Below are 13,075 nucleotides of genomic sequence, written 5' to 3'. Positions count from 1 at the left end.
TCTCGTAAGGCTAAATACTACCTAGTGACCGATAGTGAACCAGTACCGTGAGGGAAAGGTGAAAAGAACCCCGGAAGGGGAGTGAAAGAGAACCTGAAACCGTGTGCCTACAAATAGTCAGAGCCCGTTAATGGGTGATGGCGTGCCTTTTGTAGAATGAACCGGCGAGTTACGATATCGTGCGAGGTTAAGCAGAAGATGCGGAGCCGTAGCGAAAGCGAGTCTGAATAGGGCGAAGAGTACGATGTTGTAGACCCGAAACCGTGTGAGCTAGCCATGAGCAGGCTGAAGGTCAGGTAACACTGACTGGAGGGCCGAACCAGGGCACGTTGAAAAGTGCTTGGATGACTTGTGGCTAGGGGTGAAATTCCAATCGAACACGGATATAGCTGGTTCTCTCCGAAATAGCTTTAGGGCTAGCCTCGATGTTAAGTCTACTGGAGGTAGAGCACTGAATGGGTGATGGCCCCACCTCGGGGTACTGATCTCAATCAAACTCCGAATGCCAGATAGATATAATCGGGAGTCAGACTGTGGGTGATAAGGTCCATGGTCAAAAGGGAAAGAGCCCAGACCGCCAGCTAAGGCCCCCAAGTGTCCGTTAAGTGGAAAAGGATGTGGAGATGCACAGACAACTAGGAGGTTGGCTTAGAAGCAGCCATCCTTTAAAGAGTGCGTAATAGCTCACTAGTCGAGTGACTCTGCGCCGAAAATGTACCGGGGCTAAACGGACCGCCGAAGCTGCGGATTGACTTTAGAGTCAGTGGTAGGAGAGCGTTCTAACAGCGGTGAAGCAGTACCGGAAGGAGCTGTGGAGCGGTTAGAAGTGAGAATGCCGGTGTGAGTAGCGAAAGATAGGTGAGAATCCTATCCATCGAAAGCCTAAGGTTTCCAGGGGAAGGCTCGTCCGCCCTGGGTAAGTCGGGACCTAAGGTGAGGCCGAAAGGCGTAGCCGATGGACAACAGGTTGATATTCCTGTACCACTTATTAAACTGATGGAGTGACGGAGAAGGCTAAGTTGAGCGTGTGATTGGATTCACGTGTAAGCAGTGAGGTGGTCATGTAGGCAAATCCGCATGGCATAACATTGAGCTGTGATGCCGAAGCCGAATGGCGAAGTCAACTGACGTCACGCTTCCAAGAAAAGCTTCTAGGGTTAATTTAATAAGTGCCCGTACCGATAACCGACACAGGTAGGCGAGGAGAGAATCCTAAGATGAGCGAGAGAACTCTTGTTAAGGAACTCGGCAAAATGACCCCGTAACTTCGGGAGAAGGGGTGCTTGTGAAAGCAAGCCGCAGTGAATAGGCCCAGGCGACTGTTTATCAAAAACACAGGTCTCTGCTAAACCGCAAGGTGATGTATAGGGGCTGACGCCTGCCCGGTGCTGGAAGGTTAAGAGGAGAGGTTAGCGCAAGCGAAGCTTTGAATTGAAGCCCCAGTAAACGGCGGCCGTAACTATAACGGTCCTAAGGTAGCGAAATTCCTTGTCGGGTAAGTTCCGACCCGCACGAAAGGCGTAACGATCTGGGCGCTGTCTCAACAAGAGACTCGGTGAAATCATAGTACCTGTGAAGATGCAGGTTACCCGCGACAGGACGGAAAGACCCCGTGGAGCTTTACTGTAGCTTGATATTGAGCACTGGTGGCACATGTACAGGATAGGTAGGAGACGAAGAAACCAGGACGCCAGTCTTGGTGGAGTCGCTGTTGGGATACTACCCTTGTGTCACTGGGGTTCTAACCCGTGGCCCTTATCGGGTCAGGGAACAGTGTCAGGTGGGCAGTTTGACTGGGGCGGTCGCCTCCCAAAGAGTAACGGAGGCGCCCAAAGGTTCCCTCAGAATGGTTGGAAATCATTCGAAGAGTGTAAAGGCAGAAGGGAGCTTGACTGCGAGACCTACAAGTCGAGCAGGGACGAAAGTCGGGCTTAGTGATCCGGCGGTACCGAATGGAAGGGCCGTCGCTCAACGGATAAAAGCTACCCCGGGGATAACAGGCTGATCTCCCCCAAGAGTTCACATCGACGGGGAGGTTTGGCACCTCGATGTCGGCTCATCGCATCCTGGGGCTGTAGTCGGTCCCAAGGGTTGGGCTGTTCGCCCATTAAAGCGGTACGCGAGCTGGGTTCAGAACGTCGTGAGACAGTTCGGTCCCTATCCGTCGTGGGCGTAGGAAATTTGAGAGGAGCTGTCCTTAGTACGAGAGGACCGGGATGGACACACCGCTGGTGTACCAGTTGTTCTGCCAGGAGCATAGCTGGGTAGCTACGTGTGGACGGGATAAACGCTGAAAGCATCTAAGCGTGAAGCCCCCCTCAAGATGAGATTTCCCATTCGAAAGAAGTAAGATCCCTTGAAGACGACGAGGTTGATAGGTCAGGAGTGGAAGTGTGGTGACACATGGAGCGGACTGATACTAATCGATCGAGGACTTAACCAAAGAAACTGAAGAAGATATCTAGTTTTGGAAGATTAACAACATCTTTCAATGGTCTAGTGATGATGGCAAGGAGGGCACACCTGTTCCCATACCGAACACAGAAGTTAAGCTCCTTAGCGCCGAGGGTAGTACGCAAGTGCGAGAGTAGGACGTCGCTGGGCCAAACCTATATGCGGGTGTAGTTTAATGGTAGAACTTCAGCCTTCCAAGCTGACTGTGAGAGTTCGATTCTCTTCACCCGCTCCAATTCGAATAGTCGCACTCTTAGAGTGCTTTTTTTTATCTTTATAAGTCTATTTTTACAAAACTAATTTTATATCTTATCTTTTTGTATATTATAAAACTCCAATCAGTTGATTGGAGTTTTTTTATAAGTTGAATTAATAGATGGAGAGGTATTGAGGGTGTTAGAAACTCTCTATTTTACAGTGTATTTATTTTGATAATAACTTTGAATAAATCACCATCTTGTGATAATTCAAATGCTGCTCCGTGTAATTCTAAAATTGATTTTACAATGGATAGTCCGAGTCCTGAACCTTCTGTATGGCGAGAACTATCTCCTCGTTTGAAGCGTTCAGCTAGTTCAGATACGTCGAATCCTAATTCATAGTTCGATATATTTTTTAATGTTATGATAATTTCAGAACCTTCATAAGTCATTTCTAAGTATACTCGTGTTGCGGGTTGTGTGTATTTGATTACATTACTAAATAGGTTTTCAAATACACGGTACATTTTTCTTCCATCACAATAGGCATACATGTGTTGATTAGAAGTTTTTGTTCTAACAATTAATTTTTGATCTTCAAATCGATCTTCATATTCTGCTAGTGCTTGATACATTAAGGCAACTAAATCTACTTGTTCTTTATTTAATTCAACAGCTCCACTAGCCATTTTGCTAGCTTCAAATAAGTCATCGATTAATACTTTTAATCGTTTCGATTTATTATCAATGATTTGTAAGTATTCTTGTCGTTCTTCTTCTGTGATGTCACTTCTTTTAGCTAAGTCGACATAGTTTAAAACACTAGTTAGAGGTGTTCTAAGATCGTGAGAAACGTTTGTAATTAATTCTGTTTTCAATCTTTCACTATTTGATTGTTTTTGATTTGAGATTGCAAATCCTTCACGAACGGCATTCACATCTTTAGCAATATTAGCAATAAGACCATTTCCTTTAACATAGATTTCAGATGTTATTTCGTTATTTGCCATTTTAGATAAAGTATCAGCAATTGCCTGAATTGCTTTAGTGCGTTTTTTAATGATAGATAAAAGAATGAGTGCGAGTATTACACTAATAAACGTAATAACTAGGAATGCCCCATAGTCATGGAAACAAAATCCCCAGATTATTCCCCATACCCCAATAATACATGAATATACAGTGATTCGTATAAATGTATTACGATAAATAGGTAGTTTACTCCAATCATCAATATTACTCATGTAAAATCCTTTATACCATTCTTGCTTAAATAACTCTGGATTTTTTATTCGATGGATAATTCCTTTAAGTTGTAAAAAGAAGAAGTATAAAATAGATAATAGGATAATAACTTGTAGAATTAATTTGAATCCATAAGATAAAAGATTTCCATAGTATCGATAGTATGTAGTTAGGTTCATATTTTGTAATATGTACACTGTTACTAGGAAGATTAGACCTTTGAATTCAATAGGTAAGTCCAAGTATTTATCTTCAATCCACTTGTATTGGGGTGGAATATTAAGTTGTGTATTTTTAATTTTTTTAAAATTACGATAGATAGGAATGACAAGGATAATCGCTGCAAGAATTGCTCCAATCCAAATAACTTTAGTTGTTATATTTTGAATAAATGCACCTTGGATTGTTGATTCTCCCATTGGATATTTAGGGAGGTAGAGTGTTCCGCTAATTCCTTTATCACGAGCACTACTATTAACAATACTAAAATTCGAAACATTTTTTCCTTTATAGGGAATTTCAATAATATTTAGATAATCTTTTTCTTCTAAGACTACATTAGTATAATGATTTCCATTACTATCAGTTATATCATAATAAAAAGCATCTTGTTGGTCATAGTATGTATTTTTATAGTGAGAGACTTCAGATTGATATTGTTGATATTTATCATATTGAATCATATCTCTGATTTGCTCATCAGTTAAGGTATTAATCGAATAGTGTTCGCCAGTATTGTCATCATAAAGGTATTGTTCATATTGATAGCTATTAAATTTTGCATCAAGAATCTCTTGTTTAGTCACCTCAATCTCTTCTAATGGGATTTGAAGTTTTTGTAATTGGATTTGCGTTATGTAAAACGAATCTAGAAATTGTACTACTTGTATAGCATATTGATCTGATTGAAAATAATTAAGTGGGAATATTTGACCAAACCTTAGTTGATCAGTGATGTAATTAAAGGATAGTAAGAAGATAAAACAAGAAAGTAAGAATTTAATCCAGCTTTTTTTTAGAGTTTCTGGGACTCTAGATTGATTCATGTCCTCTTTATTTTTCATAAGTTCAACTCCATTATTTTATTGATTCTATTGTAAGAGTAACATCTATATCTTAAAAATTACATAGTTGATTTCTTAAGAAATTCTTAATACTAAGAAAAAACCACAGCACGATTTGCTATGGTCTATATCAGATTAGATTAATGGTTCTTTACGATCAATTTTATGTAACTTTTCATATTCCTTGATTGCTTTTTTGAATTGATGATATTGCTCTTTATAATTTTTTTCAAACTCTTTTGTTTGTGGCGGCACTAATAGTACTAAGTTGATGTCAACACGATACCTTGTTGTCCAATTAGATTGTGGTTCATTTTTTGCTTCAGTTGGGTGTTGGTTATAACTAATTGTATGTTGTATTGATTGTAATAACTTAACCATTCCAGTTTTGACACGGTCATTTGTTGATTCGATCAGTAATGCTAGTTGTGGGATGTCGTAGCATTTGAAGATTGGTGATTTAAATTATAACGGTGATTTAGTTGATGTAATTCGGAATAATTAAATATAAGTATCCCCTTAGTATGAATATTATATAATTGGGTAAATCTAAGCTTCAATTTTATAGCCGATTCCCCAAACAACTTTAAGATATCTAGGATCACGGGGGTTAATTTCAATTTTTTCACGAATTTTTCGGATATGAACGGCAACGGTATTTTCTGCGTTATATCCGGGTTCATCCCAGACATTTTCATAGATATCACTGATAGAGAAAACACGGCCTTTATTACGCATGAGAAGACTAAGAATTTTGAATTCTGTTGGTGTCAGACGAACTTCTTTTCCATCTACAAAGACTTGCTTTGTTGCAGTGTTGATACGTAGGCCATTAACTTCAAGGATATCTTGATTAGTACTTGAAGTAACAGTTTGCGAACCGAGTTGTAAATAGCGACGAAGTTGACTTTTAACACGTGCAACTAATTCCATTGGATTAAAGGGTTTGGTAATATAGTCATCTGCTCCAAGCGAAAGTCCCATGATTTTATCAGTGTCTTCTGACTTAGCAGTGAGCATGATGATGGGAACATTTGAGAATTCTCTGATGAGACTTGTGGCAACTATTCCATCTATGCCTGGCATCATCACGTCCATTAGAATTAGATGAATGTCTTGTTGCTTCATTAAATCGACAGCTTCTTGACCGTTAGTAGCCATAATAGTTTCAATATCTTCCCCGCGAAGATAAATACGGATGGCTTCTCTAATTTCACGTTCATCATCGACTACGAGTACACGAGGTTTTGTCATAGAGATGAATCCTCCTTAAAAAGTATTTTTATTTATTATACCGTTCTTTCCTTATACTAGTAAATACCGTCTATTGTTTTGAGATTTGATTATAAGTATAATATAGTTTAGTTTATGTAATTTTACGGGGGATAGCTATGACAAAGTTGTTAGTAACGGGTGGATCAGGTTTTATTGGTTGTAATTTTATTGAGTATATGTTGAAGACGTATCCCAATTATGAGGTCATTAATTTAGATTTATTAACGTACGCAGGTTGTTTAGAAAATAACGGAGCTGTACAAGATTATCCACAGTATCGATTTATTCATGGTGATATTCGAGATAGGGCGTTTATTTTTGAATTGTTTGAGAAGGAACAATTTGATTGGGTTGTTAATTTTGCCGCTGAGAGTCATGTGGATCGTTCAATTGAAGATCCGAGTTCATTTTTGACGACGAATGTATTAGGAACTCAAGTGTTAATGGATGCTTGTCGATGCTATGGGGTGAAGAGATTCCATCAAGTATCAACCGACGAGGTGTATGGAGATTTATTATTAGAGGATGATACTTTATTTACAGAGATGTTCCCATTGAAGGCATCTAGTCCGTATTCTGCCTCGAAGGCTAGTGCAGATTTATTGGCATTATCATATTGGAGAACGTTTAAATTACCTATCACGATTTCTCGTTGTTCAAATAATTATGGGCCTTTTCAGTTTCCTGAGAAGTTAATTCCATTGATGATTTTAAAGGCAATGAAAAATGAAAAGTTACCTGTATATGGAACGGGGCAGAATATTCGAGATTGGTTACATGTTTGGGATCATTGTCAGGCTATTGATTTTATTTTACATAAAGGGCGTATTGGAGAAGTTTATAATGTAGGTGGAAATAATGAGTATTCGAATTTAACGATTGTAAAGCTGATTTTGGATGAACTGGGTAAGCCATATGAGTTGATTGAATTTGTGAAGGATCGTCCAGGTCATGATTTACGGTATGCGATTGATTCAAGTAAGATTAAATATGAACTTGGATGGGAGCCTTTGTATACATTCGAAGATGCATTAAGGTCGACAATTTCGTGGTATGTGGATAAGTTTAATTGATATAAAAAGGGGATATCTCATTTTGAGATATCCCCTTTTTAGTCATCAAGAAGTTTGGAGAAGTCGCCACCATATTCAATGCCGCACGCTTTTCCAATTCCATGATAGATTAGTAGATTTTTTTTGGTATTGATAAGTGTCATTTCGACTTCACCTTTAAGTGTTTCTTCAAGTATTGGTGACATTTTTCCGTTTTTAGGTCCGTAACATTCAACAAAGTCTTCTGGTTTACTTTTTGTTTTAAGAATGAGTTGGAGATTATCATGCGTTGCACACAGGATGATGTCTCGATCGCAGACGGTAATGTTAAGTTTACTGTTGTTCATCGTTGTAAAAGGATAGAATTTGTGATCGACAGTAACACCAATCAGAAACCCGCGGAATTCTTTAATGAGTGGAAATGGAACAATACCGAGCGAGCACGTTACAGTTGCTCGGTGATTCTCGAAGTTATTACTTTGAACCCAAATCCATGAGGTAGGAAAACTCTTTCCCCAATTTTTTTCGATATAGTATTTTCCGTTACTAAAATCAATTACTTGTCCGTTAATTTTTAGATGACCCTCTTCAATATCCCCGTCGATTGCGCATACTTGGCTGTAACATTCCATAAAGGGAAGGTGATTGTAAATCCCCATGCTCCCTGGATTGAGTTTAGAATCTGGCCATTTCGTAGGTGATCCTAAGTATAAGATGCCGTGAATTTGTTCGAGATTGACGTAGATTTTATTAAAGCTAAATTCATTAATTCCGATATTTATTTTTAGATGACGGTTATTTGAGTAAAAATCATCTATACTATATCGGTAATAGTGATAGGAATGATTAACTAAGTTAATCACTTGAATGAAGCTATGATGATCTCGTGTATCTTCACTGCGAGAGATTCCAGGAATAAACGCTAAGGCATAAGTTGCAGTGGCGTCTACGATTTTAAAATACCAACCCTCAAAAAAATTAGTATATTGATCGTGGCCATGATATAAATCAGGATTTATTTTCATTGTTTGGCCTCCATATATTAACTTTCTTGTAAATGTGAATAATTCATGTTATTATGTGCAATATGACTAAGTTTTATGCAGAAGGTGATAATTTGGATCAATTGTTTGATGCAGTTTATGAAATTATGAAAGAATCATTTCCAAGGGATGAATTTAGAAGTTATGAAGGTCAAAAAGCATTACTTGAACGTTCGGACTATCATTTGAAGACGTATGAGCAGGAAGGGGAATTATTAGGCTTTTGTGCATATTACGTGTTTGATGAGTTTTTATATATTGAACATTTAGCTTGTACACCATTATCCAGAGGTCTTGGAATTGGGACAAAGTTAGTTCAAGATATTTTATCAGAAGCGGGTAATCATCCCGTTATTTTAGAAGTGGAACCGCCTGTAGATAAAGTGACGAAACGACGAGTTGGATTTTATGAACGTTTAGGGTTTGTTTTAAATCTTTATCCACATTATCAACCGCCATTAAATCCAACAACAGATATGGTTGAATTAAAAATTATGTCCTCTTTTAAAGCATTAGAGGAAGAAGAACAAAAGGCATATCGTCGTATTTTAAATCAAAGAGTATATGGTGTAGATGCAGAGTTTAGAATATAGGGACCGGATTCGGTCTCTTTTTTGTATGATGAAGGTAATAGTGGTTATAATAGGGATGAGGTGATCGGATTGAAAGATTATGAGATTGCATCGTTAACAGATGAAGAAATTGCAGCATTACAAATGATGGAACAAGAGTTTTTTAATACGTTTCACGAAGAGATTGTTCTTGTGGCATGGAAGAAGACTGAATAGTAAAAAAGGGTCTTCTTTTTTGTTGTAAAAAGATGATTATTGTCGTTAAAATGGTTGATAAGTTTTGGCCTACCAAGTATACTTATAAAATCAAAGAAAAAATTTTTTATAAGGATGGTAATAATTATGAATAAAAACAATCAAGTTCCAGTTAAAGGCTCGTGTAGCTCATATAAGATTTCAGAAATATTAAAGTTTTTAGTTCCTTCTTTAATTGGTGTGACGTTATTTATGCTTCCTGTTTCTCAGGCTGGTGGGATTACGATTCCGATTGCGATGTTATCAAATTGGGTTCAAGCACACTTTGCAGATGTTTTACCTACAGTAGTTTTATTTTTAGTGATGATTACAGTGATCGGAACGATTGTAACGAAGTTATTTACACCAAAATTCATTCTTAAAAATGAATTTTTAAATAATTTATTTAATGTGACACCCGTTTGGTTTGTGATTCGTATTTTAGCAGCAATTTTTATTGTTATGGCTGTTTATGAAATAGGATTCGAGGCCATTTTCTCGTTAAACACGGGTGGATTAGTTTTATATGATTTGCTCCCAATTCTTTTCTCCGTATTTTTATTTGCAGGGTTATTCTTACCTTTATTATTAAACTTTGGATTATTAGAGTTTGTTGGGACATTATTATCAAAAGTGATGCGTCCAGTCTTTAATTTACCTGGTCGTTCGGCGATTGATTGTATTGCGTCATGGTTAGGTGATGGGACAATCGGAGTTTTATTAACAAGTAAGCAGTATGAAGATGGATTCTATACGAAGCGTGAAGCAGCTGTCATTGGAACGACGTTCTCATTAGTATCGATTACGTTTAGTTTAGTCGTGATTAATACGGTTAATCTTGGAAATATGTTTGTTCCATTTTATGTAACAGTGACGATTGCGAGTTTAGTAGCTGCTATTATGTTACCGAAGCTACCGCCATTATCTAAAAAAGAGGATCGATTCTTTGATGGCACGCTAAAGGTTGAGAATGAGAAAGCATTAGCTGGATTAAATAATTTTTCTCATGGATTTGCTCAGGCAATTGAAAAGGCGAAATCACAGGATTTAATTCAAGTTATTTTTATTGATGGGTTTAAAAATGTGTTAGATATGTGGCTAGCAGTTATTCCAATTGTTATGGCAGTTGGAACGATTGCTTTAGTGATTGCTGAGTATACGCCAATTTTCAAAATTTTAGGGTTACCATTCTTACCGGTTTTAATGTTATTACAAATTCCTGAGGCTATGGCAGCTTCTCAAACTTTAGTAGCGGGATTTGCTGATATGCTATTGCCATCTGTTTTAGCATCTGGAATTGAGAGTGAGATGACTCGCTTTGTCATTGCAGCCGTATCTGTTTCTCAGTTAATTTATTTATCTGAGGTTGGAGCTTTATTATTAGCTTCAAAGATTCCTGTTAATTTAAAAGAGTTATTTATTATTTTTATTCAACGTACATTAATCACATTACCAGTGATTGCTTTAATTGCACATTTAATTTTTTAATTAAGTTAGGCAGAAAATCAAAACGATTTTCTGCTTTTTTATTTTTTAATGCTTAATTTTTTATTTCTGTTTCACACTAACTATATAAGAAGGAGTAGGTACTATAACATGTATGATCCGTATTTGGTTAAAGGGTGTCGCTGTTTAAGTTTTATAAATTGAAATTGCTATCTTTTGTGGAAGAATTGTATAAAATAATTAGTTAACTAATAGTTAGTTGACTAACTATTATAAGTGTCGTAAGATAGTTTTAGTTTAATGTGAGGTGAGTTGTGTTGAATAGTCAAGAAATCAATGAGGTAGCTATTATGTTTGGTCATTTGATAAGAAGTCAAATGTCAATCGCTCAACGAAGATTAGAGGAAGAGGGATTGTGCCGAGCACAACCTGGGATTGTTCATGCTTTATCTCAATGTGAAGGATCAACACAAGTTGAACTAGCTCAAAAACTAGGTGTGACAGCAGCGACAATTAGTGCTATGTTAAAACGTATGGAGCGTGATGAAGTGATTGAACGTCGACGTAGTGAAGCTGATCAACGAGTGACGCATGTTTATTTAACTGAAAAGGGTAAAGGTCAGGCAAAAATTGTGAATGAAATTTTTAAAGAACTAAATCTTAGATCTTTCGGAAATTTTTCAAAAGAAGAATTAGAGCAGACAAGAGCTATTTTCAGTAAATTAATAGCGAATTTTAGTGATTAAGGGAGGAATAGATAGACATGTTAAAGTTATTTAAAGGATTAAAACCTTATTGGACGTTAGTTATCGGTGTTTTAGTCCTAGTGTTTATTTCGACTCTGACGGATCTAGAGTTACCAGATTTAATGTCAGATATTGTTGATACTGGAATTGTTCAAGGAGATGTTTCCTATATCCTTGGACGAGGTGGTGTCATGTTATTAGTGGCTTTATTAGGGACAGTGTGTACGATTTTAACGAGTTATCTTTCATCAAAAATCGGGATGGGATTTAGTCGTGATTTAAGAAAGAAAGTTTTTGAAAAAGTTGAATCATTTTCATTAACTGAAATTAATGAGATGGGTACAGCGTCTTTAATTACGCGTACAACAAATGATATTAACCAAGTTCAAATGGTTGTTATTATGATGATGCGGATGATGTTAAGTGCACCAATAATGATTGTGGGTGCATTGATTATGGCACTTCGTAAAGATGTGGAATTATCAAAAGTTATTTTAGTGGTGATTCCAATTATCATCGTGACGATTGCTATTATCGCCAAGTTTACGCTACCAATGTTCCAAAAGATGCAAAATAAAATTGATAAATTAAATTTAGTTGTCCGTGAAAATTTAACAGGAATCCGAGTAATTCGTGTGTTTAATAAGGTAGAGGCAGAACAGGAACGTTTCAATCAGGCTAGTTTAGAAGTATCTCGAATTGCTACAATGGCTAACCGTTTAATGGGAGCTTTAATGCCATTAATGATGTTAATTTTAAATTTATCGATTATTGCTGTTATCTGGTTTGGTGGAATTCGAATTAATGATGGAGACTTAATGGTTGGGGATTTAATGGCCTTTATTCAATATTTAACGCAAGTGATGTTCTCGTTATTAATGTTAACGATGATGTTCGTTTTAATTCCACGTGCTCAAGCATCGGCTGTTCGTATTAATGAAGTTTTAGAAATGGAATCTCCGATTCAAGAGCCTAAAGAAGCTATTCAACCTCAGTTAAAAGGTTATGTTGAATTTAAAAATGTCTCATTTGGTTATGAGGGTGCAGAAGAATATGCAATTTCAAATATTTCGTTTGTTGCTAAGCCGGGTGAAGTGACAGCGATTATTGGTGGAACTGGATCAGGTAAATCGTCAATTTTAAATATGATTCCACGCTTTTATGATGCGGCTAAAGGTGAAGTATTAGTTGATGGTGTTAATGTTCGTGACATGAATCAACAAGAGTTGCGTTCCAAAATTGGGTATGTTCCTCAAAAAGCTATGTTATTTACAGGAACGATTCGAGATAATATCTTATATGGTAAAGAAGATGCGACAGACGAAGAAGTTCGTCATGCTTTAGATATTGCACAGGCAACAGATTTTGTTTCTAAAATGAAAGAGGGAATTGAGTCACCAATTTCACAAGGAGGAACAAATGTATCAGGTGGACAAAAGCAACGTTTATCAATTGCTCGTGCGATTGTTCGTAAGCCGGAAATTTATTTATTTGATGATAGTTTTTCAGCTTTAGATTTTAAAACTGACGCTCAATTACGTGCAGCGTTAAAGAAGGAAACAAAGGATTCAACAGTTATTATTGTGGCTCAGCGTGTAAGTACAGTTATGGACGCAACACGTATTTTAGTAATGGATGAAGGACATATAGTTGGTATGGGAACACATGAGGAGTTATTACAAACAAATGAGATTTATCAACAAATTGTCGAATCTCAACTTAAAAAAGGAGAGGAGGAATAATT

10 protein-coding genes, 1 tRNA gene and 2 rRNA genes (1 of these 13 only partly in view) are annotated in these 13,075 nt (G+C 37.1%); 9 read left to right on the top strand and 4 right to left on the bottom strand.

Annotated features, from left to right (window positions below; genetic code table 11):
- The 3 genes from J0J69_RS08315 to J0J69_RS08305 form a co-directional block, all read left to right on the top strand.
- Positions 1-2,443 (top strand): 23S ribosomal RNA (locus J0J69_RS08315) (it extends 448 nt beyond the left edge of the window).
- Positions 2,444-2,495: 52 nt separating this feature from the next.
- A 5S ribosomal RNA gene (gene rrf, locus J0J69_RS08310) occupies positions 2,496-2,604 on the top strand.
- Between the two features lie 11 nt (positions 2,605-2,615).
- Positions 2,616-2,689, top strand: a tRNA-Gly gene (locus J0J69_RS08305).
- Between the two features lie 177 nt (positions 2,690-2,866).
- Here the strand turns inward: J0J69_RS08305 and J0J69_RS08300 are convergent.
- The 3 genes from J0J69_RS08300 to J0J69_RS08290 all read right to left on the bottom strand — a co-directional run bounded on the left by J0J69_RS08300 (position 2,867) and on the right by J0J69_RS08290 (position 6,217).
- Complete coding sequence (locus tag J0J69_RS08300; protein ID WP_237252641.1) at positions 2,867-4,963, bottom strand: sensor histidine kinase; 2,097 nt, start codon at positions 4,961-4,963, stop codon at positions 2,867-2,869.
- Positions 4,964-5,098: 135 nt separating this feature from the next.
- A complete protein-coding gene (locus J0J69_RS08295) occupies positions 5,099-5,344 on the bottom strand; it encodes a hypothetical protein (protein ID WP_055243941.1) in 246 nt (81 codons plus the stop codon).
- 168 nt (positions 5,345-5,512) lie between these two features.
- Positions 5,513-6,217: a response regulator transcription factor gene (locus tag J0J69_RS08290; RefSeq protein ID WP_055243938.1), complete on the bottom strand. Its 705-nt coding sequence runs from the start codon at positions 6,215-6,217 to the stop codon at positions 5,513-5,515.
- Positions 6,218-6,354: 137 nt separating this feature from the next.
- Here J0J69_RS08290 and rfbB point away from each other — a divergent pair, with 137 nt between their 5' ends.
- On the top strand, positions 6,355-7,311 hold the full coding sequence (rfbB, locus tag J0J69_RS08285) for a dTDP-glucose 4,6-dehydratase (RefSeq protein WP_070099810.1): 957 nt from the start codon (positions 6,355-6,357) through the stop codon (positions 7,309-7,311).
- Between the two features lie 38 nt (positions 7,312-7,349).
- Here the strand turns inward: rfbB and J0J69_RS08280 are convergent, their stop codons facing one another.
- A complete protein-coding gene (locus J0J69_RS08280) occupies positions 7,350-8,315 on the bottom strand; it encodes a tocopherol cyclase family protein (protein ID WP_212725952.1) in 966 nt (321 codons plus the stop codon).
- Positions 8,316-8,407: 92 nt separating this feature from the next.
- Here J0J69_RS08280 and J0J69_RS08275 point away from each other — a divergent pair, with 92 nt between their 5' ends.
- The 5 genes from J0J69_RS08275 (at position 8,408) to J0J69_RS08255 (ending at position 13,073) form a co-directional block, all read left to right on the top strand.
- Entirely contained in the window at positions 8,408-8,926 is a 519-nt protein-coding gene (locus tag J0J69_RS08275; RefSeq protein WP_212725953.1) for a GNAT family N-acetyltransferase, read from the top strand.
- Between the two features lie 69 nt (positions 8,927-8,995).
- On the top strand, positions 8,996-9,121 hold the full coding sequence (locus tag J0J69_RS08270; protein WP_256637855.1) for a hypothetical protein: 126 nt from the start codon (positions 8,996-8,998) through the stop codon (positions 9,119-9,121).
- A 126-nt stretch (positions 9,122-9,247) separates the two neighbouring features.
- Positions 9,248-10,627 carry a YjiH family protein gene (locus tag J0J69_RS08265; protein WP_212725954.1) on the top strand — a complete coding sequence of 460 codons (1,380 nt, stop codon included), beginning with the start codon at positions 9,248-9,250 and terminating at the stop codon, positions 10,625-10,627.
- A 275-nt stretch (positions 10,628-10,902) separates the two neighbouring features.
- A complete protein-coding gene (locus tag J0J69_RS08260; protein WP_212725955.1) occupies positions 10,903-11,331 on the top strand; it encodes a MarR family winged helix-turn-helix transcriptional regulator in 429 nt (142 codons plus the stop codon).
- Positions 11,332-11,348: 17 nt separating this feature from the next.
- Positions 11,349-13,073, top strand: a complete 1,725-nt coding sequence (locus J0J69_RS08255) for an ABC transporter ATP-binding protein (protein WP_212725956.1) — start codon at positions 11,349-11,351, stop codon at positions 13,071-13,073.
- Positions 13,074-13,075: the final 2 nt, after the last annotated feature.

This window comes from Turicibacter bilis (assembly GCF_024499055.1).
Classification (GTDB): Bacteria; Bacillota_I; Bacilli_A; order MOL361; family Turicibacteraceae; genus Turicibacter; species Turicibacter bilis.
The sequence above is the reverse complement of the archived record's forward strand: the minus strand, read 5'-3'. Positions and strand labels throughout refer to the sequence as shown.

What these genes read in the sequence shown, in the direction of transcription:
- J0J69_RS08300 (WP_237252641.1), bottom strand. Translation starts at nt 4,963, where the DNA reads ATGAAAAATAAAGAGGACATGAATCAATCTAGAGTCCCAGAAACTCTA.
- J0J69_RS08295 (WP_055243941.1), bottom strand. Translation starts at nt 5,344, where the DNA reads ATGGTTAAGTTATTACAATCAATACAACATACAATTAGTTATAACCAA.
- J0J69_RS08290 (WP_055243938.1), bottom strand. Translation starts at nt 6,217, where the DNA reads ATGACAAAACCTCGTGTACTCGTAGTCGATGATGAACGTGAAATTAGA.
- rfbB (WP_070099810.1), top strand. Translation starts at nt 6,355, where the DNA reads ATGACAAAGTTGTTAGTAACGGGTGGATCAGGTTTTATTGGTTGTAAT.
- J0J69_RS08280 (WP_212725952.1), bottom strand. Translation starts at nt 8,315, where the DNA reads ATGAAAATAAATCCTGATTTATATCATGGCCACGATCAATATACTAAT.
- J0J69_RS08265 (WP_212725954.1), top strand. Translation starts at nt 9,248, where the DNA reads ATGAATAAAAACAATCAAGTTCCAGTTAAAGGCTCGTGTAGCTCATAT.
- J0J69_RS08255 (WP_212725956.1), top strand. Translation starts at nt 11,349, where the DNA reads ATGTTAAAGTTATTTAAAGGATTAAAACCTTATTGGACGTTAGTTATC.